This window comes from Xanthobacter dioxanivorans (assembly GCF_016807805.1).
GTDB lineage: Bacteria > Pseudomonadota > Alphaproteobacteria > Rhizobiales > Xanthobacteraceae > Xanthobacter > Xanthobacter dioxanivorans.
Window position 1 is genome coordinate 284,161 of the sequence record NZ_CP063362.1, and the last position, 23,847, is coordinate 308,007.

Sequence of the window (23,847 nt, forward strand, 5' to 3'; positions counted from 1 at the left end):
TCCGGGCAAGGCCGGACACGCCAGCGCCTTCGGCGCACTCCCGTTCCATGCAGAGGTGTTTCAGGCAGAGGTGTTTCAGGCAGGGCTGTTCCGGGCCGTATTCGTGCCGGAAGCCGGCGGTCCGTCCACGCCGCGGCGCGGATGCCGGCGCGCAGCGGGCATGCGACAGCCGTGCGCGGCTGATCCACCCGGACGGCGAGGAAGAGCGAGGAAATCGAGGAAAGAAAAGCAGCGAAGGCGGCAGGAGCCGGCCGGAAGGGGTCGCGGCGCGGGAAACCCGCGCCGCGACGATGGGTGATCAGGCCGCGGCCGAGACGTCGGTGGAGACCGACGCGATGGTCTTCAGGATCTGCGAAGCGATCTGGTAGGGGTCGCCCATGGAATTGGGGCGGCGATCCTCGAGATAGCCCTTGTAGTCGTTCTTGATGAAGGAGTGGGGAACGCGGATGGAAGCCCCGCGGTCGGCCACGCCGTAGCTGAACCGGTTCCACGGCGCGGTCTCATGCTTGCCGGTGAGGCGCATGTGGTTGTCCGGGCCGTAGACCGCGATGTGGTCGTCGAGGTTGGCCTCGAACGCCGCCATCAGCGCTTCGAAATAGGCCTTGCCGCCCACTTCGCGCATGAAGGACGTGGAGAAGTTGGCGTGCATGCCCGAGCCGTTCCAGTCGGTGTCGCCGAGCGGCTTGCAGTGGAACTCGATGTCCACGCCATACTTCTCGGTGAGGCGCAGGAGCAGGTAGCGCGCCATCCAGACTTCGTCAGCCGCCTTCTTGGAGCCCTTGCCGAAGATCTGGAATTCCCACTGGCCCTTCGCGACTTCCGCGTTGATGCCTTCGTGGTTGATGCCGGCCGCCAGGCAGAGGTCGAGGTGCTCCTCGACGATCTGGCGGGCGATGTTGCCGACATTCTTGTAGCCGACGCCGGTATAATACGGGCCCTGGGGCGCGGGATAGCCGTGCTCCGGGAAGCCGAGCGGGCGGCCGTCCTTGTAGAAGAAGTATTCCTGCTCGAAGCCGAACCAGGCGCCGGCATCGTCAAGGATGGTGGCGCGCTTGTTGGTCGGGTGCGGCGTGACGCCGTCGGGCATCATGACTTCGCACATGACGAGGGCGCCGTCGGTGCGGGCCGGGTCGGGATAGACCGCGACCGGCTTCAGCACGCAATCGGAGCTGCGCCCCTCGGCCTGCATGGTGGAGCTGCCATCGAAGCCCCACAGCGGCAGTTCCTCGACGCTCGGGAACACGTCGTATTCCTTGATCTGCGTCTTGCCACGCAGGTTCGGGACCGGCGTGTAGCCGTCGAGCCAGATGTACTCGAGTTTAAACTTTGGCATTGCAGTCTCTCATAAGCCGATGACGTGGGTTTTTGGAACTCGTGAATGAGCGTCCGGCCGTGAAGAATCCACCGGCCGCGAAGGGCCGCGAGACTACAAGCAAGGAGCGTGCCGCCCGGCCGGCCAACGCCGGAGTCGGGGTTGCGGCGCCGCGCAAGGGGGCCCTGCGCCTATCTATGCATCATGATTAGGCCTTACCCTTGGGCGCCGCGCTTATTACATAGGCAGTATCTGGACTCCGCGTGAATAAATTCCACCGAAGCGGGCGCCAGCGGAACAATTGCGCGCCACGGGTGCTTGGTTCAGCAGCGCCTCGCTGCACTGCGAAAGACGCACCCGGGCCATGCGCTGCGCGTGCAAATAAATCGCGGTTCTGACCTCAATTTATATGTGCCCATAAATTAGGCTTACAACTAATTTTTTGGGCATCTGATGTATATCTGGAAAATAAAATCTGCTATGAACGGCCCAATGGATGGTGCCCAGGAGGCTCATCGACCGGAGTTTAAGTGATGACTGCGAACCAGAAGCCTGAGACGGCGAAAATCTATATCTTCCCGGTGAAGAATGGCGCGACGTTCGGCATGCCCGCCAAAGAGGCGAAATGGGCGGCCGAGCTCGCGGCGGTCGGCGCCGCCCACGCCGCCATCGGCAGCAGCTGGTATCACGAAGAAGCGGTAAAGGCGGACGATCGGCCCCGGCGCCGCTGAGATGCCGCGCGGCCCGTTCACCGGAACGGGCCGCGCGGTCACCCCGGCACCGAACGCGATCAACCGAACCGGATGGCCTCCATCCGGTTCTGAATGATGATCCACCAGGCCAAAGACCTGCGGCTCGCGCGCCCTCCGGTTTCCCGGAGCCCCGGCGGATGGCGGCGGCCCTCGCGCGTGGAATCGCGCGCAGGAACGAAGGCCCGCAGGAACGAAGCGGCCCCGCCCCGCTCCACTGCCATGGACCGCTTCTTGCCTCTGCCTGCCGCGGACGGATTCACCGGTAGGAAATGCGACATGGCTCTCGATCTCAAGGGCGATTGGACCGATGCGGACCTCGCCGGGCTCATCGGCTCGGTGGTGGACGACCGCGACTGGCGGCTGGAAGTGTCGAAGGACGGCATCGCGACGCTCGCCGACAAGACCGCCAACCCCACCGGCGCGGACTATGACGAGGGCCTGCACTGCCATTTCGAGACCTGGATGTCGGGAACCGACTTCGTCGGTCCCTCGGCGGCGGGGGACAAGACCCTGGTCGGCAAGCTCGCCACCGCGCTTCGGGCCAATTATCCGGCGCTCGCCGGCGAGAAGTTCATCTATGTGAGCCTGTAGGATCGGCGCCCGCGCGTCCTCGATCTGCGACGGCTCGCGGGCGCGGGTTCTGGATTCGCGCCATTGGAATCGGGGACTTCGGCGGCGGCTTCGCGCTCCGCCGCCCCGGCCGCGCGGCGGCGCGCCCGGATTTCCGGCGCATCCACCGGCCGGGGCGGCATCGCCGCCCCGGCGTTCCCCCTCCCCTGCGCTCCCCCGCCCCCGCCCCCGCGCTCCCCCCGCCCCCCGATTGCTCGCGGCGTCGCCCGGTTGACCCCCGGGCCGCAAGAATGCCAGCGTGACGGGAAAGCCAGCGTCCAGGGACGTCCGCCGCAAGAGCGGGGCGCAACGTGGCTCGGGAGGAATGCGTATGGTCACCGCGAGGCTGCGCTACGACCTGAAGTCCAGCCCCCCGCCGGCCGTGCTCCTCGCTTCCGCCGCCCAGCACATGGGGCTGATGGCGGTGACGCTGGTCTTCCCGCTGCTGGTCGCCCAGGCCGCCGGCGCCGACGCGGCCACGCAGACCCGCTACCTCGCCCTCGCCATGCTCGCCATGGGCATCTCCACCCTGCTCCAGGCGTGGGGCGGACGGGTCTTCGGCCTGCCGCAGATCGGCAGCGGCTTCCTGCTGCCCGCCGTCTTCACCGCCGCCTACCTGCCCGCCGCCCTCGCCGCCGCGCGCACCGGCGGGCTCGAGGCGGTGGCCGGCCTGACCATCGCCGCCGGGCTGACGCAGATCGTCTTCAGCCGCGTCATGGGCCGCTTCCGGCCCTTCCTGCCCATCGAGATCGTCGGGCTGGTGGTGATGATGATCGGCATCATCCTCGGCATCGTCGCATTCAAGCTGATCGTCGGCTTCGACGAGGCGCACCCGCTCAGCCTCGCGGGCACCGGGGCGGCGCTGGCGGCGCTCGCCACCATGATCGTGCTGGCGGTGTGGGGCAGCCCGCGCCTGCGGGCCATGGCGGTTCTGGTGGGCCTCGCCGCGGGAACCGCCTTCCATTTCGCCGCCGGGCTCGGCGCGCCGCCGACCGGGGTTCCGCCCGCCGGACCGCCCGACCTGCTCGCATGGCCCCTGACCTGGCCGCTGGTCTGGCCGCTGGTGACGCCGAGCTTCGAGGCGGCGCTGCTGCCCGGCTTCCTCGCCGGAGCGCTCGCCTGCACCCTGCGCAGCTTCGGTGACATGGTGGCCAGCCAGCGGGCCAACAACCGCGACTGGAAGCGGCCCGATTATGCCAACATCGAGGCCGGCGTGCTGGCGGACGGGCTCGGCACCTTCTCGGCCGGCCTCATCGGCACCATGGGGCTGAACACCTATTCGGCGAGCGTCGGCCTCTCCGTCGCCACCGAGGTGCTGGCGCGCCGGGTGGCGCTCGCAGTGGGGATCGGCTGGATCGCGCTCGCCTGCCTGCCCGGCTCGACCGTCGTGGTGATGGCCATTCCGCGCGGCGTGCTGGGGGCGGCGCTGCTGTTCGCCTCCGCCTTCATCGTGCTGTCGGGCGTCGCGATCCTCGGGCAGCGGCTGCTCGATGCGCGGCGCACCATCGTGGTGGGGCTCGGCTTCCTGGTGGGCGTCTCCTTCGACGAGCTGCCGGCCTTCTACGCGCAGAACCTCTCCCCGGCGCTGCAATCGGTGGTCAGCTCGTCGCTGATGCTGGGCCTGTTCACCGCGCTGACGCTGAACGCGCTGTTCCGCATCGGCGCGCGCAAATCCAACCGCATGGCGTGGGCGCCGGCCGCCGGCTTCCCGCCGCTGCGCCAGTTCCTGCTCGACGCCGGCGGCATCGACGGCGCCCGCGCCGATGCGGTCGCCCGCCTCGTGCAGCTGGCGGAGGAATTCGCCACCGCCGCGCGCTCGCTGGTGGGAACGCGGGAGGGCGCACAGGAAGGCGCACAGGTCGCGGTGACGACGCGATTCGACGAGTACGTGCTGGAGCTCGCCTTCGTCTGGCAGGGTCGCCCCCTGCAGCCCGGCCCGGCGCCCACCTTCGACGACGGGGTGGACGAGGACGCCATGCTGAACGGCATCACCCTGCTGCTCATGGAGCGCATCGCCGACCGCCTCACCCGGCGCACGCTTTCGGACGGGCGCCACGAGCTGGTGTGCCAAGTGGACCAGTAAGGTGGACCAGTGGCAGGTGGACCGGCAGGGAGCATCGCCCGGGCGCGAAAATCGCGGCTGCGCCGGGAGGCGATCCATGGTGGTATCCACCGCGAGGATGGCGGGCCCAAACGACCCGTATCGAGGGGGCGGGGGGAACGCCATGGTCAAGGCCCGCGGAGCGCGCCGATCTCGCCTGAGCACGTCCGCGGCGGTGCTTGCAGCAGCCCTGGCGGGCGACCTTTCCGCATCCTCCGCCCGCGCGCAGACCGACCCGGCCAAGTTCCGCGCCTTCCTCGCCTCGGACCTCTACAAGGCGGCCTTCGCCGTGGCCCGCGACGCCATCCCGCCGGCGGTGCTTCCACCCTGCCCCGATCTGTCGTCGCCGGACTCCACCGTGACCATCGCGAAGGACGTGACGTTCGCAAAGAACGGCCAGCCCCGGTCGGGCGCCTGGTGGTCGCGATCGCCGGTGTCCGGCTGCGGCATCGACACGGTCATCAACATCTTCTTCTCGGTGGGCGAGCGGGGACGCATCATCCCGGTGGTCGCCTTGCCCGGCACCACCCATGCCGACCTGGTGCTGCAGCGCGATGCGCTCCTCTACGCCTTTACCGGCGTGAAGCTGCGCATGGAGAGCTGCCCGGACCTCACCGTCACCAACACGCGGTTCGAGGCCTACGGCCTGCACGGCAGCCCCCGCGCGAACCGGCGACCGAGGCCGAGGCGCGCGGCCCCTGGTGGGAAACCTGGACCGTCAGCGGCTGCGGCCGCGCCTTCGCCGTGCCGCTGGAATTCATCCCCGACGCCACGGGCACCACCATCAACCAGAGCCCGGCGCTGATCCGGGAGGGGTGAGCAGGCCTTGCGGGCCCTTGCGCTGGCCCCGGCTCTCCTTCCACTGCGCTGACGCTCAGTCGGCCGGGGCGCGAGGGTGGGACAACCATCGCGGGCCGATCGACCGCCATGCTAGCTTCCTCTTCATGCCCGGCTTCGCCGTCTACATCCTCGCCAGCGGCCGCAACGGGACACTCTATGTGGGCGTCACGAACGACATCGCCCGCCGCCTGTGCGAACATCGCTCCGGCGCGGTGCCGGGCTTCACCTGGCAATATGGCGTGCATCTCCTCGTGCATCTGGACCTGTTCGACGAGCTCGACGCTGCCCGCGCTCACGAACGCCGCCTGAAGAGATGGCACCGCGCCTGGAAGCTCGCCCTCATCGAGCGCGACAATCCCGACTGGCGCGATCTCGCGGAGGATTGGCTGTCTTGAGCGCTCCACTCCCCGGATCAGCGACGGCGCAGCCGGCGCCCGTTCCCCGGACAAGCGACACCGCAGGTGGAGCGCCGATCCGGGGCCCAGCGCAGGACTCCCGCGCAGCGGGCAAAACCTGAGTGTGGTGGGCTGAAGAAGTGCGTCCGGTGCGCGCTGCCGTTCCCCGGACAAGCGACGGCGCAGCCGGAGCGCCGATCCGGGGTCCAGCGCAAAACCTCCGCGCAGCGGGCGAAACCTTAGAACGGCTGGTTTCGGAAGCGCTGCGGCGATTCCTTGCAGTCGGCCGGGGCGCGCGGGTGCCCCCCCGCCCGGCGACGGCATCGCCGGCACCGCGCCCCGGACAAGCGACGGCGCAGCCGGAGCGCTGATCCGGGGTCCAGCGCAGAACGTCCGCGCAGCGGGGCAAAACCTGAGGGCGGCTGGTTTCGGAAGCGCCTGCGGCGGGCCGTTGCGCTGGGCCCCGGCTCGCATTCCGCCGCGCTGCGTGCTCCGGGGCACCGCTCCCCGGACAAGCGACGGCGAAGCCGGAGCGCTGATCCGGGGTCCAGCGCGAGACTCCCGCGCAGCGGTCCATGCCGGAGGGCGGCTGGTTTCAGAAGCGCCTGCGGCGGGGCCCTTGCGCCGGGCCCCGGCTCTCCTTCCGCTCCGCTGCAGTCGGCCGGGGCGCGCGGGTGGTTCGGGCGCGGGGGCTTGCGGATCGGGGAGAAGGTGGCAAGCTGGGGCGCTGCAACTAGGCATGCACCCAAGCCTACCCAGGATCTGATGAGGAGAAAAATTGACCAAAACAATCTTGAGTTGATATAGCGAAGAATGGTCTCGATGAGAGCAATATAGGATGCGGCTATCACCGCACTGGTCGAAAGGGGGGAGGGTTAGACGTGCGAACGCCACTTCTAATCAAGTTTGAAGGAGAAATGGCTGACACCCATAAGCTCCCCGCATACGATGCAATTCAAAGTCTTTATGGAATTTCCCGTGCGATATTGATGACAACGAACTATCTAGACGAGGGTCGCGTAAGGCACAGGCGATTTGAAAATATTAAATTTGAGTTCAATTTACTAACTCAAAATCCAGGAAGCTTTGAGACATTATTTGAATTAATAACCAATCCAGACGCAATGAAAATTGGATATGATATATCCGTTGGAATAACGTCTGGCCTTTTGGGGCATTTTATCATTTCAATGCTTTCACGCGCTGTGGGCGGATCAGCACATGAAACCATCGAAGACTTGGAAACAAGCGAAGAAATAAGCACAGGAGACACCTCCGCCCTTGTCGAGGCAATCGAACCATCCCTAAGAGAGGGACATAAAATAGTAGGAAACGGAGCTAGCAATATATTTATTATCACAGGAAGTCATAATACCGTAAATTTTAACGCTGCAACCAAATCATTCGTAAATGCATTTGAAGAAGACAACGTATTAAGCTCTAAGATTTTCAGTGTGGCAAGCTTCAATTCCAACTCTGGATATGGGCGAGCATTTGACTTTGAGGAGCTCCGCACTATACCGTTCGAAATTAATACTATGGCCGACGAAAAATCAATTGAAGCACTTATATGGAGTTTTTCATCGTATGCTCGGCGTAGACGCTTAGGCGAAAATCTCCAGAGCGCCGTCGCATTCAAATACCGCGCGATTAGAACCCTCGACGGTAGGGTCAAAAAAATAAAAGTAATCAAAGTCAGACGCGATATAGCTAGCCTCGATAATAGTTGAGGTGCCCCGACAAGGCGGAGCACCTCACCCCCTCACCTCGAAAACTTCTTATACTGAATCCGCTTCGGAATAACCGAATCCGTGCCCAGGCGGCGTTTCTTGTCTTCCTCGTAGTCCGCGAAGTTGCCTTCGAACCATTCCACGTGGCTGTCGCCCTCGAAGGCGAGCATGTGGGTGGCGATGCGGTCCAGGAAGAAGCGGTCATGGGAGATGATGACGGCGCAGCCGGCATAATCCTCCAGCGCCTCTTCCAGGGCGCGCAGGGTCTCCACGTCGAGGTCGTTGGTGGGCTCGTCGAGCAGCAGCACGTTGCCGCCGCGCTGGAGGACTTTCGCGAGGTGGACGCGGTTGCGCTCGCCGCCGGAGAGCATGCCCACCTTCTTCTGCTGGTCGCCGCCCTTGAAGTTGAAGGCCGCGCAATAGGCGCGCGAGGGGATCTCCTTCTTGCCGACGTAGATCACCTCGTTGCCGTCGGAGATCTCCTCCCACACGGTCTTCTTGTCGTCGAGCGCGTCGCGGCTCTGGTCCACATAGCCGAGCTTGACCGACTCGCCGATGGAGATGGTGCCGCCATCCGGCTTTTCCTGCCCGGTGATCATGCGGAACAAGGTGGTCTTGCCGGCGCCGTTCGGCCCGATGACGCCGACGATGCCGCCCGGCGGCAGCTTGAACGACAGATCGTCGATCAGCATCTTGTCGCCGAACGCCTTGCTGAGGTGGTCGAAGGCGATGACGTTCTGCCCCAGGCGCTCGGCCACGGGGATGACGATCTGCGTCGCCGACGGCTGCCGCTCGGAGGCCTTCGCCACCAGATCGTCATAGCGCTGGATGCGGGCCTTGTTCTTGGCCTGCCGCGCCTTGGGGCTGGCGCCGATCCATTCCTGCTCGCGGGCGAGCGCGCGCTGGCGGGCCTCGTCCTCGCGGCCCTCCTGCTGCAGGCGCTTCTGCTTCTGGCCGAGCCAGGAGGAGTAGTTGCCCTCGTAGGGAATGCCGCGGCCGCGATCCAGCTCCAGGATCCAGCCGGTGACGTTGTCGAGGAAGTAGCGGTCGTGGGTGACGATGAGGATGGCGCCGGGATAGGTGCGCAGGTGCCCTTCCAGCCAGTTCACCGTCTCGGCGTCCAGATGGTTGGTGGGCTCGTCGAGCAGCAGCAGCTCCGGCTGCTCCAGCAGCAGGCGGCACAGGGCCACGCGGCGGCGCTCGCCGCCCGAGAGGCGCGTCACCTCCCAGTCGTCCGGCGGGCAGCCGAGCGCGTTCATGGCCTGCTCCACCTTCGAATCGAGATCCCACAGGCCCTGCGCCTCGATCTCGTCCTGGAGCTGCGTCATCTCGTCCGCGGTCTCGTCCGAATAGTTCATGGCGAGCTCGTTGTAGCGCTCCAGAATGGCCTTCTGCTTGGCCACCCCGTCCTCAACGTTCTGGCGCACGTTCTTTGTGGGATCGAGCGGCGGCTCCTGCGGCAGGTAGCCCACGCGCACGCCCTCGGCCGGGCGCGCCTCGCCGGAGAAGTCCTTGTCCATGCCGGCCATGATGCGCAGCAGGGTGGACTTGCCGGAGCCGTTGGCGCCGAGCACGCCGATCTTGGCGTCCGGGTAGAAAGACAGGTGCACGTTGTCGAGCACCTTCTTGCCGCCCGGATAGGCCTTGGTCATGCCGTGCATGTGGTAGGCATACTGATAGGGCGCCATGGGCCGCCGTCTCCTGAAAAGGGATGCGTGAGAGTTGGCGCCGTTCTAGCCTCGCCGGAGGGACGCGGCAAGGGAACGGACGTCCGGGATCTGGAGGAAGAAATGGGCTTGGATCACGCGCACGACAAGGTGGACTGGCGCGAGCACGGGGTGAAGGTGATCCCCGGCGACAGCCTCGACCCCAACACCGCCCAGACGCCGGGCATGAACCGCGCCACCGCCATCAACGCCGCCCGCGCCGGGGCGGAGAAGATCTGGGCCGGCACCGTGCACATCCACCCGGACGCCAAGACCGGCGCGCACCACCACGGCGACCTGGAGAGCATCATCTACGTGGTGCGGGGCCGGGCGCGCATGCGCTGGGGCGAGAACCTCGAATATGTGGCCGAGGCCGGCCCGGGCGACTTCATCTTCGTGCCGCCCTTTGTCCCCCATCAGGAGATCAACGCCTCGGCCGACGAGACGCTGGAATGCGTGCTGGTGCGCTCCGGACAGGATCCGGTGGTGGTGAACCTCGACATCGAGCCGGTGGAGAAGCCGCAGGCCGTGAAGTGGATCGACCCCATCCACCGCACCTGACGCGCCGGGCCGGGTGGGCGCGCGCGCCAGGTGCGGCGGATCGCGCCTCTTCCTCCCTGCGCCCCTTCCCGCCCGCGTGGACGGGCCGGCCTCTGCCAAGGCGCCGGCGATGCGCACACGCGCGATCGCCCGCCGCGCGGTGCCCCCTCCCCTGGAGCCCCCCGCCGATCCCAGCGCCGCAGCCGGTCGGATGGGTGCCGGCGTCGCACCGGACACCGGGGCTGTGGATAGTCGGCACGAAAGCCTGTTGCATTCCCCGCCGGCTTTTGGCATAGACACGCACCTGCCGCGACGCACTGCGCCGCCGGCAGATGGATGCGGGTGTAGCTCAGGGGTAGAGCACAACCTTGCCAAGGTTGGGGTCGAGGGTTCGAATCCCTTCGCCCGCTCCAAGTTTCTCTCAAGAAAATCAGATAGTTGGCAAACGCCCCGCAGGGCGTTTTTTGCTTACCGGCCGCAGATGGACTATCTCGGTAAGCAGGCGGTAAGCGCGGCAGGGAAAGCCGTGGTGCGCTCCAGCGTAGGCGACCGTCCTGCCCGGCCGGTCGGCGACAGCCCGGAACGGGCGGCACGGCTGTTCGGCATGCCTCCCACCGCTTGCGGAACGCACCCCGTCGTCAGTCGAGAGCGAGAGGCTGGCCGGGTTTGCCATGACGGGTTGAGGGCCGGGAGAGAAGCTTTCGGCGCCCGTCATGGAGTTTGATCCCATGACCGAGGTTCAGGTTCTCGAAGGACACCGCGATGCGGCGGGCGGATACAGAGTGGACGCGAGCCGCGGCGAGCGGATCGGCCGCGTATCCTCTGAGTGGTTCTCCCGGCCGGCGGACGAGCGCTACCTGTCCCTGTTGGAGCTCTATGGCGCGGTGCGCGGCCGGTCCGACCGGAGCCGGACGCGCACCGTGGAGAGCGCCGCCATCCGCGTCGAGGCGAGCCGGGAGGCTCCGGACCGGCTGACGCTTGTACTGCCCGGGGCGGAGGCTCCCGTTGCCCCGACCCATTGGAGCTTCGGCCAGCTTGCGAGCCTCATAGGGGCGCCCGCCGCCTATTTGCGTCAGCTCCCAGCCCCCTTGGCCGGCATTAACCTGCAGCACGGCCTGCTGACGCACCGCGCCGAGCAGGTGAAGACACTGGAGGTGGAGGACGGCCGCGTCGAGCTCCGGGCCGTTACCGGTCCCGACTATGGCCGCATCTACGACCATGAGTTGGTGGACGCCGTGCGCCGGATCGCCGGCAATGGCACCGGTGACACCCGCTGGAAGGTCCCGGGCGTGCTCGATTGGTCGACCGGCATTTACAATCCCCGCGTCGACATCACCAAGGACACCACCACGCTCTACGCCTCGGACCGGGACGTCTTCCTGTTTCTGGTGGACGACCTCAACCCTATCGAAGCCGGGCGGCTGCCGGATGGCTCTCCCGACCTGTTCTTCCGAGGCTTCTATTGCTGGAACTCGGAGGTGGGCGCCAAGACACTGGGGATCGCCAGCTTCTATCTGCGGGCCGTCTGCCAGAACCGCAACCTCTGGGGCGTGGAGGATTTCGAGGAGATCACCATCCGCCACTCCAAGTATGCCGCGTCCCGCTTCGCCCATCAGGCGGCGCCGGCTCTGGAGCGCTTCGCCAATTCCTCCCCCATGCCCTTCGTCAACGGCATCAAGGCGGCGCGCGAGCGCATCGTGGCGCGCACTGACGAGGACCGTACCGAGTTCCTGCGACGCAAGGGCTTCTCCAAGTCGGAGACGCAGAAGGTGATCGAGACCGTGCTCGCCGAAGAAGGCCGCAAGCCCGAGAGCATCTTCGACTTCGTTCAAGGCATCACCGCCGTGGCGCGGGACAAGCCGCACCAGGACGCCCGCCTCGATCTGGAAGCGCGGGCGAAGAAGCTTCTCGACCGTGCCGCCTGAGATCCGCAATGCCGGAGATGCGGAATGCCGTGTCTCCGGCTTCGTGCGGTCCCAGCATTCCGGATCCTCGGTTCTGCGGCGCTGCCCTTAGAGGCAGAGGGCGGCGCCGTGCTTCGTGACGGGTTGGAGGCCAGAGAGAGCTTCTCCGGCCGCCCGTCGCGGAGAAGCATCCCATGGCCACGTCTGTTCAGAAGATCACCCTTTCGCCCTCGCGGGACATCCCCTTCAACAGGCTGGTGCTCAGCCAGTCCAACGTCCGCCGGGTGAAAGCCGGCGTCTCCATCGAGGAGCTCGCCGAGGATATCGCCCGGCGCGGACTGCTCCAGGGCCTCAATGTCCGCGCCGTCGTCGATGCGGATGGCGTCGAGACCGGCCTGTATGAGATCCCCGCCGGCGGACGGCGCTATCGGGCGCTGGAGCTGCTGGTGAAGCGCAAGCGCCTTGGCCGGACCGCCCCCGTGCCCTGTATCGTGCGGGAGGGCGGTATCGCCGAGGAGGATTCCCTCGCCGAGAATGTCCAGCGCGCCCCTCTCCATCCCCTCGACCAGTTCCGCGCCTTCCTCGTCTTGCGGGAGAAGGGCCAGTCCGAGGAGGAGATCGCAGCGGCTTTCTTCGTCTCGGTGGCGGTGGTGAAGCAGCGGCTGAAGCTTGCATCGCTTTCCCGGAAGCTCCTCGACACCTATGCCGAGGACGGCCTCACCCTCGACCAGCTCATGGCCTTCACCGTGTCCGGCGACCACGAGCGGCAGGAGCAGGTGCTGGAGCGTCTCGCCCAGGCTTACGACAAGCAGCCCTATGTCATCCGGCGCATGCTGACGGAAGGCGCCGTCCGAGCCAGCGACAAGCGGGCCCGCTTCATCGGCATCGAGGCCTATGAGACGGCCGGCGGCACGGTGCTGCGCGACCTGTTCCAGGGCGACGACGGCGGCTGGCTGCAGGATGTCACCCTCGTCGATCGCATGGTGGCGGAGAAGCTCGCTATTGAGGCCGACGCGATCCGAAGTGAAGGCTGGAAGTGGACCGAGGTCGCGCCGGACTTTGCCTATGGCCACACCTACGGCCTGCGCCAGCTGCGCGGCGAGCCCGCGCCGCTGACGGCGGAGGAGGAGGCCGCGCGGGAGACCGCCCAGGCCGCATATGATCGCCTCTCCGAAGAACATGCCGATGCCGACGAACTTCCCGAAGAGGTCGATGCGCGGCTCGGTGAGCTCGAGGCGGTGCTGGAGGCCTTTGATACGCGCCCCCTCGCGTTCGATCCGGCGGAGGTCGGCCGCGCCGGCGCCTTCGTCAGCATCGCCCAGGACGGCAAGCTCCGGGTGGAGCGGGGCTATGTCCGCCCGGAGGACGAGGTGCCGGTCGAAGAGGAGCATGGCACTTCCACCGAGACCGATGATGCAAACCATGTGGCATCGACTTCTCTCCAGGAGGCGGCCACACCCGATGCTCACGCTGAGCCCGAGGAGGAAGACGGCCTCGCCCCGATCTCCGACCGTCTGCTCACGGAGCTGACCACCCATCGCACCCTCGGCCTGCGCCATGCGCTCGGCGAGCAGCCTGACATCGCCTTCCTCGCGGCAGTCCACGCCCTGACGCTGAAGGCCTTCTACGCCTACGGCTCGGACAGCTGCCTCGAGCTCGAACTCAAGAGCGTGTCCTTCAACGCCCAGGCGCCGGGCCTCAACGACAGCGTCTCGGCCGAGGCGATCCGTGTCCGGCACGAAAGCTGGGCCAAGGCGCTGCCCAAGGAGTCGGTCGCGCTCTGGGACACCCTGAGTGGATGGGACCGTGACAGCCGGGGCGCCCTGTTCGCCCATGTGGTGAGCCTCTCGGTCAATGCGGTGCATGAGGCCTGGAACCGCCGTCCCCGCGCCTTCGCCCATGCCGATAGGCTGGCGCAGGCGGTGTCGCTCGACATGGCAGCCGTCGGATGGAAGCCCACGGTGGACACCTTCCTCGGCAGGGTCACCAAGGCCCGCATCCTGCAGGCGGTTAGCGAGGCGAAGGGCGAACGTGCAGCGGAACGGATCGCCCACCTCAAGAAGGGTGACATGGCGCGGGAGGCCGAAACCCTCCTTGCCGACAGCGGCTGGCTCCCGGAGGCGCTGCGGACCCAGCCCTTGGACACCGTCGGCGAGGAAACGGCGGAGACCGACGGCGAAACGGCCATGGCCGACAGCGAAGACCTCGCCGACACTGAGGAGCCCGAAGCGATCTCCTCCTCGATCGCTGCCGAATAATCCTCCCCGGGCAACCTGGCCCGCCGCCTGTGGCTCCGCGATCCCCCCTATCGCGTGGCCCGGACGGCGGGCCATTTTCTTGGAGCGTCCCCATGACGGATGCTGCGCACGATCTCGCCCGGCGGCTGGGGCGGCAGGCGGAGGCAGTCTGCCGCCATTATCTCTCCGCTGGTCGGCGGCAAGGGCACTATTGGCAGGTGGGCGATGTTCGCAACTCGCCCGGCCGCTCCATGTTCGTGCGGCTGACGGACAGCGTGAAAGGCCCCGCCGGCAAATGGACCGATGCAGCGACGGGGGAGCACGGTGATCTCCTCGACGTGATCCGAGAAAGTCGGGGCCTGTCCCACTTCACCGATGTGGCTGCAGAGGCCGAGATGTTTCTGCGCATTCCCCGATCAGTGCATGAGGCGCAGGCTCCGTTGTGCAAAACGGAAAACTCCTCACGTGATCCCGTCATCTCGGCACGACGGCTGTTTGCCGCCGCACAGTCGATTCCGGGCACAATCGTGGAGACGTATCTGGGGAACCGCGGCATCACGGCTTTGCACGAAACCGGAAGCCTGCGCTTTCACCCGCGCTGCTATTACCGCCCGGATCCACCCGAGCCCATTCAACCCCGGCCGGCCATGATCGCCGCCGTCACCGATCTCAGACAACGAGTCATGGGCATCCACCGGACATGGCTCGCTCCCGACGGATCGGACAAGGCAAGCATCGCCACGCCCCGGCGCGCCATGGGCCACCTGCTCGGGCACGCGGTTCGTTTCGGTAGCACGGACGATGTGATGGCCGCCGGCGAGGGCATCGAGACCATCCTCTCCCTCCGCTGTGTGCTGCCTAACCTCCCGATGGCGGCGGCGCTCTCTGCCGCGCACCTCGTCGCAATCGCCTTTCCGCCAGGGCTGCGGCGGCTCTACATCGCTCGCGACAATGATACGGCCGGGGACAGGGCGCGGGACAGCCTCATCGCACGAGCGGCTTTCGCCGGAATTGAGGCGATCGTGCTCTCACCAGCTCTCGGAGACTTCAACGAGGATCTGCGCGTCTTTGGTGTCGATACGGTCCGGGCCAGTATTCGAGGTCAGATCGCACCCGAGGACGTTACCTGCTTCATGATGCTGCGCCGGGAATCCAGGGCGCGGTGAAGCGGACTCGCTCTCGCCCTGCGCGTGAATGTTTCCCCGTCATCGAAGAGGTCCGCAGCCTGGCCTTCCAGAGGGCGATCGGCCAGCAGTCGCGCCGGCCCGGCAATGGCTGCGGCCGACGATTTTCCGGCGGCGGTGTTTCCCCACGACGCAGGCGTCGCGGGTCCCAACACGCGCCGTTCCATCGCGAACCAAAATCGCCGGCCTCCGCCATCCTCCGCTGCGCTCCGGCCCCGCGCGTCCCGCGGGGTGCAGGTCCGTCCCGCCCGCCGGCTTCGTCGCCATGAAGGCCGCAAGGCTGCGGTCCAACCGACGGAGCATCCCATGGGCGCCGAGCACGACGAACCCCGCCACACCTCTTCTCCCACCGATCACCTGCTGCAGGAACTCCAGCTCTACGGCTACCGCCCATTTGACGACGAGCCAGATCCCCGGCCGCTTCCCGAGGCCGATCGCATCACCGGCGCCATCACCGACATCTTCGACGCCCTCATCGTGACGCTGCAGGACACCCGCCTCGAGCCGGACCTTCCCGACCTCCTGTGGTCCACCGTCCATCTCTTCCACCGGGCCGCCGGCCGGATCTCGGGCACCCTTGACGATAACGAGCAGGGCCAGCGCCGCAGCCAGCAGGAGCAGGATGGCAGCGAGGTGCGCTCGGTGGAACTGGAACGCCTCATCGCCGAGGGGCAGAGCCTCGTGGAGCGCCGCGACGCCTTCGAGCTGATGCGCGACGAAGCCGCCGACGCCTTCGAGCGCCACACCGGCTCAGTCTGGCGCCCACGCACCGGATCCCTGGTGAACCATCGCAATCTGACTTCCGCTCTCATCGACAGCCGCGACTTCCTCACCGCCCGCAGGCGCTCGGAGACCGAGGTGCTGATGCCCGCAGGTCCGAAGATCGCCTTCTCCGGTGGTGACACGGCCGATCACAAGCTCATCTGGGCCAAGCTCGACCAAGTGCACGCCAAGCACCCCGATATGGTGCTGCTGCACGGCGGTTCGCCCAAGGGCGCCGAGCGGATCGCCGCCTGCTGGGCCGATGCGCGCAAGGTGCCCCAGGTCGCGTTTAAGCCGGACTGGACGAAGCACGCCAAGGCCGCGCCCTTCAAGCGCAACGACCAGATGCTCGCGGTCATGCCCATCGGGGTCATCATATTCCCCGGCACGGGCATCCAGGACAATCTCGCCGACAAGGCCCGCAAGCTCGGCATCCCGGTCTATCGGTTCGGGTCGGGCGGCGCGTGAGCGCTGCCCCTTCCTCGACCATCGGAATCGTATTTCACGAGCCCTGAACGTTTCTCATGAAAGTGCTGGCTCCATTATCGATTTTCACCGAACTGACGAACCGGTCTCATCTTGTGTGAAGCATAAGCGGTGCCTCCTGAGCCCGCGTATGCGGGGAGATGGCCACATCGGCACCTGCCGATCTTCGAGCGACGATCCACCCCCGCTTTTTTGCGCTGATCCTTAGGTGCCGGCCGAGGGCCTGACGCCATCAACCCACAAGGGGTCGGCTACGCATAGCGTGCCGCCGCTCCGCTTCGCCTGCGCGGTGATTGCGGCCCTAGGCCGGACCCGTCGGGCGCCTGTCAGCGGGGGATGGTCCTCCGCTTCGAGCAGGAGCCGGACCCCATGTCCTCCGCCGATGCACAGGCCTTCGCCCTCAGCCTCGCCAAGACCCTGATGGTCGTCATCGTGATCTTCCGCGCCGGTGACGGCAGCCTCTCGGTCGTGCCAGCCGACGAGTTCGACGGTGACGCGTCGCAGATCGTCCGTGAAATCGATCCCTTCGCCAGATAGCGGAGATGTACGCATGACGTGCCGGATATCCCCCTTGCTGGGATTCCGGCATGCATCTTCTCTTGCTATGCTGCTGATCGCGCCGTGGTGGTGGTGGAAGGCGCAACCGCCAGAGCTTTCCTCACGGAGACACCACCATGATTTTCCTCGGCATCCTGCTTGGTCTCGCCGCCATCGTCTTATTCTGCTGGCTGCTGTTTACGCTCGCCGTTTTCGCGCTGCCGTTCTTCGCCGCCGTCAGCGCCGGCACTTGGGCATACCAAACCGGCGCGGGCTGGCTCGGTGCGATCGTCGTTGGCCTGATCGCCGGCGGCATCACGCTCGGCATCGGCCAGGTTCTGCTCGTGATCGTGCGTCCGATGTGGGTGCGCCTCCCCATTGCGCTCGCCTTCGTCGCGCCCGCCGTCATCGCCGGCTATCACGTCACGTATGGTATCGCGAAGCTCGCCATGCCGTCCGAGACGTGGCAGATCGTCTTCTCGATCATCGGCGCTATTGCCATCGGCATCACGACGCTGTTGCGGGTCGCGGGCATGGCGGCCGCCGGCCCGTCCAGCCGGGACCTTGCGCAGGTCTGAGCACGCTCCATGTCATTCGGCAGGGCCGGAGCCGAAAGAGCTTTGCCGCTCGCGCTGTCCGAGGAGGTGGATCGGTAGCGCCCCCGCTTGCGGCAGAGGCCCAAGCGGCGGTCGATCGCGATTTCTTGAGACGAGACGACGCCTCGTGGTCAGTCACGGACCAGCGCATGATGGGGCGATCTTGGCCGGTCGTAACCTTGGCTGCGGAAGCACACGGAGCCGGCCCGGAACGGGGGACGTGAACCCGAAGAGGATCAGGCCGGTCTTCCGTGAGGTTGCGGCGGGTCGCCATCATCCCCGTTCGGTATCCGTCGGTCGACCGCTCCAAACGGCCTCTCCAATGGGCGGATCTGGCCGAAGGGCGGCTGCGCCTCGACCGCCTCTGCCGCAACGGCGCATCATGACTTTCTTCCCCTGCCGGACCCCACCCCACGCGACAGGTCGCGTGGGGACCCCGAGGCGCCGTCATTCCTCGCGAGCCAAGAAAGTCCCTCTCGCGCCGTCCTCCGCTTCGCTCCGGTCGCAATCCCTCACCCCATCGCGCGAGCGCGATGGGGGCCCCGAGGCGATGCGGCGTCGGTCGCCTCCGGCCTTCCGATCGCCATCGAGGCCGCATGGTGCGGGCTCGGAAACGGAAGACGGAGATTTACCATGGCCACCATCGGAACCTTCAAGAAGACCGGCACGAACGAGTTCACCGGCGAGATCGTCACCCTCAGCGTCCAGGCCAAGGGCGTGCGCATCGTCCCCGACCTGCGGACCAACGGTGAGAACGCCCCCAGCCACCGGGTCCTGGTGGGCCGGATCGAGATCGGCGCCGCCTGGTCCAAGCGCTCCAGCGAGGGCCGCGACTATCTGGGCCTCAAGCTCGACGACCCGAGCTTCAACGCCCCGATCTACGCCAACCTCTTCGACGACGAGGACGCCGACACCTTCAGCCTCATCTGGTCCCGTCCCAGCGGGCGGCGCGGCGAGTGAGCCTCGCACAAGGCCCCGGCTGATCAAGCCGGGGCCTCCACATCGAGACAGGCCATCGCCAGCGGCCCGGCGCTTTACTCGAACGTATTCTCTGGCTCGCCCGGGACGTCGGCCGCGGGTTGCTTCAGCAATGCGGCCGCATCGAGATCAAGGGCGCAGGCCAGTCGATCCACGACATCAATGCTGGCGTTGTAGACGCTGCGCTCCAACGAGCTGATGTATGTGCGATCGATCCCGGCGCGATGGGCAAGCTCTTCCTGCGATAGGCCTTTGGTGAGCCTCGCAGCCCTCAAATTCCGGGCGAACACCTCTCGGATCTCCATGATCGAGAGAGCACCGCCTTGATGAGTATTTCACCACGGAGTATTCTCTACAAAGACTGACGCAGCAGCGGCGTCATTGAAAGGCGTGTAGGGTTCGGGAAAGAACCTGATATCGGGACGGGCAGCAGGAAGACATGGTGACCGACGCGTTTGCAGACACCGTCCCAATCGCTCCCGAGCTCACCGACTACGACCGGGCGCACATCAAGCTCTATGCGCGCCTTTTGGACGCCACGGCGGATGGCGCCGGCTGGGAGGAGATCGCCTCGGTGCTGTTCGGCATCGACGCGGCTCGGGAGCCCGAACGTGCCCAGCGCGTCCATGACAGCCATCTGGCGCGCGCCCGATGGGTGGCCTCAAGCGGCTACAAGGACCTCCTTCGCCGTCCCGTCTGACGTTGCGGCCCGTTCGCAGGGGTGATGCCGCGGTCGCATCACGCGATGCTCCCCGGCCGACTCCCCCCAATACCATCAATCCCTGATTGTTCTCACTCGACACGCACCCTTGATGCGGAGACGAGTGATGAAGCCCGATACATCGCGCTGGCGGGAGGATGCCAGCTACGGTTATTTCGACACGCTGTCGGTGGAGGGCCTCGCCTGGGAATGCCTGCGCCGGGACGAGACCTATCAGGACCACTACCTGTCCCTCGTGACGGCCGGCTCGGACGCCGACCCGCTCCCCCGGGAGGTGGAGCAACGCTGGGGGCTGCGATTTCGCCGCGCGGCCATCTCTCTCCGCCGTGGAACAGAACGTCCCGTGGTCGCCGGTTGTCGATCCGGCCATCGTGCTTCTCGCCCAACAGCCCGCGTTTCTTCCGGGCGCGCCCAGCGTGTCGTTCGGCGGCATGGTTGCGCCGCGCGATAGCACCGAGGGCCGATACTGGGTCCATGGTCCGGCACCTCATGCCGCGCAGGTGCTGCTGCTGACCGGCACACGCTCCGAGGCGCCGCTGGCGGCATTGATCCCGCTGGACGTGGACACCATTGGGCGGCTGGAGGCCTTGACCCGCTTCTGGCGCGCCGTCGAGGGTCGGCCGGTGATCCCCGACACCCGCATCACCGCGCAGCAGCGTGGCCGGCTGCGCACCATGATGCTGGCGGCCGATGGTCGGGCGAACGGCGCCAGCTATCGCGACATCGCGATGGTCCTTTACAGCCACAAGCGCGTCGCCTCCGAGCCCTGGAAAACCTCGGCGCTGCGCGACAAGGTCATCGGCCTCGTCAAAGGCGGCCTCGCCATGATCGGCGGCGGCTATCTCAAGCTCCTGCGTCATCGCAGAAGACCATAGCCGCATCGCCGGCATCCTGAGGGTGGGGATTTTCGCCCCCCTCAACTTCCCCATCCCCCTCGACAGCTGCCCTTCGCCACCGTGATCGCCATCCGCCGCTGATGACCAGCGGCCCGAGATCGCCCACGGAGGTTCGATCCATGCGACCTGATGCTGCCACGTTCCCGCCGCGCTACCTGCGCACCAAGGAAGCCGCCGTCTTCCTCAGCCTTTCCCCCGGACGCTCGAGAAACACCGCACCTACGGAACCGGTCCCGCCTATCGCAAGCTCGGCGGACGGGTAGTCTATGCCATCGAGGATCTGCAGGCCTGGGTCGCCCGCGGCGCCGTCACCTCCACCTCCGATCCGCGAGGCGGCATCCTGCCGGCCAAGCGCCAGGGCCTGCCCGGCATTGCCGAGCACCACCGCTTCGCACGCTGATCGGAACCCTTCTCCATGGCGGCGCGGCATCGCTCCCAGCCGGAGCGCGGACAGCTCGATCTGTTCCGCGCGCTTCCCGGCGCGTTCGCGCCACGAGATGCGCAGGATCTCATGGCCTATCCCTTCTTCTCCCTCTCCAAGACCCATCGTATCGCGCCCATCGATTTTGCCGCCGGCGATGTCTCCATCCGGGTCGAGGCCGTGCCTGACCACGGCATGGCGACCATCTGGGACGCCGACATCCTGATCTGGGCGGCGAGCCAGATCGTGGAAGCCCGCGACGCCGGCCTGCGCACGTCGCGCTTCATGGTCGCCACCCCCTATGAAATCCTCAGGTTCGTGGGGCGCGGCACCTCGCTCCGGGACTATCAGCGCCTCAAAGCTGCACTCGACCGGCTGCAGTCCACCACCGTGTCCACCTCGATCCGCCAGCCGGCCGAGGGACGGCGCCATCGCTTCTCCTGGATCAATGAATGGAAGGAACGCACGGACCGGGATGGCAGGCCCGCGGGAATCGAGCTCATCGTCCCCGACTGGTTCTACTGCGCCATCGTGGAGGACGCCCTCGTCCTCACCATCGACCGGACGTATTTCGAGCTGACCGGCGGGCTCGACCGCTGGCTCTACCGGCTGGTGCGCAAGCACGGCGGCCGCCAGCACGCCGGCTGGCGCTTCGACTTCCGCCACCTCTATTTGAAATCCGGCAGCCTCTCGCCCTTCAAGCGCTTCGCCTTCGAGCTGCGGGACATCATCCGCCGCCAGCCGCTGCCCGGCTACACCCTGTTCCTGGAGTGTGACGCGGGTGCGCGCGCGCTGCTCGCCTTCGAGCCGGCCTGTGGACAACCTGTGAATCCCTTCGTGCCATCGGGAACCCGGTGCCACGTGCCATCAGGAACCGGCCCCTCGTGCTTTCGGGAACCCAAACAGGGGTTAACCCCAAGCCCGAAAAGGCAAAATCGCGCCCCTAACTTAGACTCTAACATAGACTCTAACTTTAAACGGCGCGCGGGCAATGTGGATAACTGCGCTCAGCCGGCCCAAAAGCCTGCCCATCTGCGCACCTTTAAGGATGAAGGTCTTCCGTCTTTCCGTAAAGACGGATTTCAGGCTCCAGATCCTCTCTCCGCACCCGAGACGATGCCTGCCGACACATCGGGAGGCCCTCGATGATCGTCGCGCTGCTCAATCAGAAGGGTGGCGTCGGCAAGACGACGCTCGCTTTGCACCTTGCCGGCGCGTGGGCGAGCCGCGGCCGGCGCGTCACGCTCATCGATGCGGATCCCCAGGGCTCGGCCCTCGACTGGTCGCAGCAACGCGGCCGCGAAGGGCTGCCGCGCCTGTTCGGCGTCGTCGGGCTCGCCCGTGACACGCTGCACCGGGAAGCCCCCGAGTTGGCGCGCGATGCCGATATGATCGTCATCGATGGGCCTCCCCGTGTCGCTGCCCTCATGCGCTCCGCGCTCCTCGCCGCCGACCTGGTGCTGATCCCCGTGCAGCCCTCGCCCCTCGACGGCTGGGCCTCCGCCGAGATGCTGGCCCTCCTCAGTGAGGCCCGCGTCTACCGGCCGGAACTTGCCGCGCGGTTCGTGCTGAACCGCTGCGGCGCCCGCACCGTGCTCGCCCGTGAGACCGCCGAGACGCTGGCGGATCACGATCCGCCGGTACTCGCGACCACCATCGGCCAGCGCGTCGCCTTCGCCATGTCGGCGCAGTCCGGGCGGCTCGTCAGCGAGCTCGACGAAGGCGGGCCGGCGGCGCGCGAGATCATGGCGCTGGCGGCGGAGATCGCCGGTCTCGCCGGTTCGGGACGCCTGCCATGAACGCGCCACCGATCCGCAAGGGCTTCGCCGCGCGCCCGGCTGATCCGGAGTGCTGGATCAAGGCCGCCGAGGCCAAGCCGGCAGGTGATGGCTCATCCGGCGCCTTTACCGCGCGGCTCACCATCGACATCACGCCCGACCTTCGCGGGCGCATCAAGATCGCCGCCTTCGGCCGCGGCCAGACCGTCGCGGACATGCTCCGCGATCTCCTCGCCCGTGAGTTTCCCCCGACATCAGGAGAGGCGTCATGATGAGCCAGCCTGTGCAATCCTCCGTTCCCAAACCCATCGCCCCAGCACCCGCCGCACCGACCGCTGACCCGCTTACCCATGTGGAATTGACCTGGATCGCGAAGCGCATTGAGAACTGGATCCGCTTCGGCCGGCCAGTCCATGCGCAAACACTCGACCGCAGCCGCCGCATCGTATCGTTCGCGCCCGGAGCGATCTTCGCCTTCGTCCGATGGGCCGCGAACGACTTCGGCACCGTAGTGTCGCGCATCGACGTCGTGCGCGCCGTTGCACCGGGCGAAGCCTACCAGACGCTGCCCTTCGTGCGTCCCGGCGGAGAAATCCTGCTGCGCGTCGACGGCTGGCCGAAGGTGGAGAAGGTGCTCCAACATATGGATGCCGTCGAGGCGATCGGCGTCCACGGCGCGGACGTGGCGCCGGACCATTGGCGGCATGTCCACAATCGCCTGATCGCCGGCCACATGCCCCGCGCCTACACGCCGGAGCGCCATCAAGCGTGGCTCAAGCGCCGGGAGTGCGAGGCATGACCCGCTTCGGCACCGTGATGGTCACGTACTTCTCTGTGATGGGAGTGGCAGCCTCCGCGTTCGTTCCGACACCGCTCAAGCTGGTGTGGAACGTCTCCGCCAGCGCGCCCGTCGGGCTCTACGCCATCGAGCCCGCGCGCAGGCCCGATGTCACGGACCTTCTCGCCATCGCGCCGCCGGCGGCGCTCGCCCGCTTCCTGGTGGAGCGCGGCTATGTGGGCGCCGGCGTCCCATTGATGAAGCGCGTAGCGGCGCTTCCCGGGCAGGAGGTCTGCCGCAAGGACCGCATCATCACCGTCGATGGCGTGGCTTACGGCGAGGCGCTGGAGCGCGACCGCATGGGTCGGCCACTGCCGGTCTGGCGCGGATGCCGTCGCATCGCCAAGGGCGAGCTATTCCTCATGAACTTCGACGTGCCGGACAGCCTCGACGGACGGTACTTCGGGCCGCTGCCGGCGAGCACTGTGATCGGGCGCGCCATGCCGATCTACACCGATGAAGCCGGCGACGGCCACTTCGTCTGGCGCGCGCCGACACGCTGAGCGCAGTCCCACCTCAACCAT

At 66.8% G+C, this 23,847-nt stretch carries 26 protein-coding genes, 1 tRNA gene and 1 pseudogene; 24 read left to right on the forward strand and 4 right to left on the reverse strand.

Going from position 1 to position 23,847, the window contains the following annotated elements; translation table 11 throughout:
- Nucleotides 1-298 precede the first annotated feature (298 nt).
- Nucleotides 299-1,333, reverse strand: a complete 1,035-nt coding sequence (locus EZH22_RS01380) for a glutamine synthetase beta-grasp domain-containing protein (protein WP_203194040.1) — start codon at nt 1,331-1,333, stop codon at nt 299-301.
- Between the two features lie 512 nt (nt 1,334-1,845).
- On the opposite strand from EZH22_RS01380, the gene EZH22_RS01385 reads away from it, so the two are divergent.
- Nucleotides 1,846-2,043, forward strand: coding sequence for a DUF2735 domain-containing protein (locus EZH22_RS01385; protein WP_203194041.1), 198 nt, complete (start codon nt 1,846-1,848; stop codon nt 2,041-2,043).
- 59 nt (nt 2,044-2,102) lie between these two features.
- Here the strand turns inward: EZH22_RS01385 and EZH22_RS01390 are convergent, their stop codons facing one another.
- Nucleotides 2,103-2,285: a hypothetical protein gene (locus tag EZH22_RS01390; protein ID WP_203194042.1), complete on the reverse strand. Its 183-nt coding sequence runs from the start codon at nt 2,283-2,285 to the stop codon at nt 2,103-2,105.
- Between the two features lie 55 nt (nt 2,286-2,340).
- Here EZH22_RS01390 and EZH22_RS01395 point away from each other — a divergent pair, with 55 nt between their 5' ends.
- The 5 genes from EZH22_RS01395 (at nt 2,341) to EZH22_RS01415 (ending at nt 7,739) form a co-directional block, all read left to right on the forward strand.
- Entirely contained in the window at nt 2,341-2,655 is a 315-nt protein-coding gene (locus EZH22_RS01395) for a hypothetical protein (protein WP_203194043.1), read from the forward strand.
- A 349-nt stretch (nt 2,656-3,004) separates the two neighbouring features.
- Nucleotides 3,005-4,756 carry a solute carrier family 23 protein gene (locus EZH22_RS01400; RefSeq protein WP_203194044.1) on the forward strand — a complete coding sequence of 584 codons (1,752 nt, stop codon included), beginning with the start codon at nt 3,005-3,007 and terminating at the stop codon, nt 4,754-4,756.
- A gap of 142 nt (nt 4,757-4,898) precedes the next feature.
- Nucleotides 4,899-5,579, forward strand: coding sequence for a hypothetical protein (locus tag EZH22_RS01405; protein WP_203194045.1), 681 nt, complete (start codon nt 4,899-4,901; stop codon nt 5,577-5,579).
- A gap of 139 nt (nt 5,580-5,718) precedes the next feature.
- Entirely contained in the window at nt 5,719-6,009 is a 291-nt protein-coding gene (locus EZH22_RS01410; RefSeq protein WP_203194046.1) for a GIY-YIG nuclease family protein, read from the forward strand.
- Nucleotides 6,010-6,926: 917 nt separating this feature from the next.
- A complete protein-coding gene (locus EZH22_RS01415; protein ID WP_203194047.1) occupies nt 6,927-7,739 on the forward strand; it encodes a DUF7946 domain-containing protein in 813 nt (270 codons plus the stop codon).
- A 32-nt stretch (nt 7,740-7,771) separates the two neighbouring features.
- On the opposite strand, the gene ettA is transcribed toward EZH22_RS01415, so the two are convergent.
- On the reverse strand, nt 7,772-9,427 hold the full coding sequence (gene ettA / locus EZH22_RS01420) for an energy-dependent translational throttle protein EttA (protein ID WP_203194048.1): 1,656 nt from the start codon (nt 9,425-9,427) through the stop codon (nt 7,772-7,774).
- A gap of 102 nt (nt 9,428-9,529) precedes the next feature.
- Here ettA and EZH22_RS01425 point away from each other — a divergent pair, with 102 nt between their 5' ends.
- The 9 genes from EZH22_RS01425 (at nt 9,530) to EZH22_RS01465 (ending at nt 18,651) form a co-directional block, all read left to right on the forward strand.
- Complete coding sequence (locus tag EZH22_RS01425; protein ID WP_203194049.1) at nt 9,530-10,006, forward strand: cupin domain-containing protein; 477 nt, start codon at nt 9,530-9,532, stop codon at nt 10,004-10,006.
- A gap of 317 nt (nt 10,007-10,323) precedes the next feature.
- Nucleotides 10,324-10,398 (forward strand) — tRNA-Gly (locus EZH22_RS01430).
- A gap of 315 nt (nt 10,399-10,713) precedes the next feature.
- Entirely contained in the window at nt 10,714-11,910 is a 1,197-nt protein-coding gene (locus EZH22_RS01435) for a DUF932 domain-containing protein (RefSeq protein WP_203194050.1), read from the forward strand.
- Between the two features lie 173 nt (nt 11,911-12,083).
- A complete protein-coding gene (locus EZH22_RS01440) occupies nt 12,084-14,147 on the forward strand; it encodes a ParB/RepB/Spo0J family partition protein (RefSeq protein ID WP_203194051.1) in 2,064 nt (687 codons plus the stop codon).
- A 92-nt stretch (nt 14,148-14,239) separates the two neighbouring features.
- Nucleotides 14,240-15,292, forward strand: a complete 1,053-nt coding sequence (locus tag EZH22_RS01445; RefSeq protein WP_203194052.1) for a DUF7146 domain-containing protein — start codon at nt 14,240-14,242, stop codon at nt 15,290-15,292.
- A 324-nt stretch (nt 15,293-15,616) separates the two neighbouring features.
- Nucleotides 15,617-16,540 carry a DUF2493 domain-containing protein gene (locus tag EZH22_RS01450; RefSeq protein WP_203194053.1) on the forward strand — a complete coding sequence of 308 codons (924 nt, stop codon included), beginning with the start codon at nt 15,617-15,619 and terminating at the stop codon, nt 16,538-16,540.
- Between the two features lie 387 nt (nt 16,541-16,927).
- The gene (locus EZH22_RS01455) at nt 16,928-17,095 is read left to right on the forward strand and encodes a hypothetical protein (RefSeq protein ID WP_203194054.1); all 168 of its coding nucleotides are present in this window, start codon (nt 16,928-16,930) and stop codon (nt 17,093-17,095) included.
- 137 nt (nt 17,096-17,232) lie between these two features.
- Entirely contained in the window at nt 17,233-17,673 is a 441-nt protein-coding gene (locus tag EZH22_RS01460; RefSeq protein ID WP_203194055.1) for a hypothetical protein, read from the forward strand.
- A 651-nt stretch (nt 17,674-18,324) separates the two neighbouring features.
- On the forward strand, nt 18,325-18,651 hold the full coding sequence (locus EZH22_RS01465) for a DUF736 domain-containing protein (protein ID WP_203194056.1): 327 nt from the start codon (nt 18,325-18,327) through the stop codon (nt 18,649-18,651).
- Between the two features lie 74 nt (nt 18,652-18,725).
- Here the strand turns inward: EZH22_RS01465 and EZH22_RS01470 are convergent, their stop codons facing one another.
- Nucleotides 18,726-18,974 carry a helix-turn-helix domain-containing protein gene (locus tag EZH22_RS01470; RefSeq protein WP_203194057.1) on the reverse strand — a complete coding sequence of 83 codons (249 nt, stop codon included), beginning with the start codon at nt 18,972-18,974 and terminating at the stop codon, nt 18,726-18,728.
- A gap of 134 nt (nt 18,975-19,108) precedes the next feature.
- On the opposite strand from EZH22_RS01470, the gene EZH22_RS01475 reads away from it, so the two are divergent.
- The 9 genes and pseudogenes from EZH22_RS01475 (at nt 19,109) to EZH22_RS01510 (ending at nt 23,826) form a co-directional block, all read left to right on the forward strand.
- Nucleotides 19,109-19,369, forward strand: coding sequence for a DNA -binding domain-containing protein (locus EZH22_RS01475; protein WP_203194058.1), 261 nt, complete (start codon nt 19,109-19,111; stop codon nt 19,367-19,369).
- 127 nt (nt 19,370-19,496) lie between these two features.
- Nucleotides 19,497-19,841 (forward strand): transcriptional regulator domain-containing protein, encoded by a 345-nt coding sequence (locus EZH22_RS01480; protein ID WP_203196845.1) that lies wholly within the window; start codon nt 19,497-19,499, stop codon nt 19,839-19,841.
- A complete protein-coding gene (locus EZH22_RS01485; protein WP_333473665.1) occupies nt 19,807-20,265 on the forward strand; it encodes a DUF2285 domain-containing protein in 459 nt (152 codons plus the stop codon). The genes EZH22_RS01480 and EZH22_RS01485 overlap by 35 nt, the downstream gene beginning before the upstream one ends.
- 140 nt (nt 20,266-20,405) lie before the next feature.
- A pseudogene (locus EZH22_RS31545) lies at nt 20,406-20,686 on the forward strand (helix-turn-helix transcriptional regulator).
- Between the two features lie 15 nt (nt 20,687-20,701).
- A complete protein-coding gene (locus tag EZH22_RS01490; RefSeq protein WP_203194059.1) occupies nt 20,702-21,856 on the forward strand; it encodes a replication initiator protein A in 1,155 nt (384 codons plus the stop codon).
- A complete protein-coding gene (gene parA / locus EZH22_RS01495) occupies nt 21,853-22,506 on the forward strand; it encodes a ParA family partition ATPase (RefSeq protein WP_203194060.1) in 654 nt (217 codons plus the stop codon). The genes EZH22_RS01490 and parA overlap by 4 nt, the downstream gene beginning before the upstream one ends.
- Nucleotides 22,503-22,757 (forward strand): hypothetical protein, encoded by a 255-nt coding sequence (locus EZH22_RS01500; protein ID WP_203194061.1) that lies wholly within the window; start codon nt 22,503-22,505, stop codon nt 22,755-22,757. Before parA ends, EZH22_RS01500 begins: the two co-directional genes overlap by 4 nt.
- The gene (locus EZH22_RS01505; RefSeq protein WP_203194062.1) at nt 22,757-23,284 is read left to right on the forward strand and encodes a DUF2840 domain-containing protein; all 528 of its coding nucleotides are present in this window, start codon (nt 22,757-22,759) and stop codon (nt 23,282-23,284) included. The genes EZH22_RS01500 and EZH22_RS01505 overlap by 1 nt, the downstream gene beginning before the upstream one ends.
- Nucleotides 23,281-23,826, forward strand: a complete 546-nt coding sequence (locus tag EZH22_RS01510; protein WP_203194063.1) for a S26 family signal peptidase — start codon at nt 23,281-23,283, stop codon at nt 23,824-23,826. Before EZH22_RS01505 ends, EZH22_RS01510 begins: the two co-directional genes overlap by 4 nt.
- Nucleotides 23,827-23,847 lie beyond the last annotated feature (21 nt).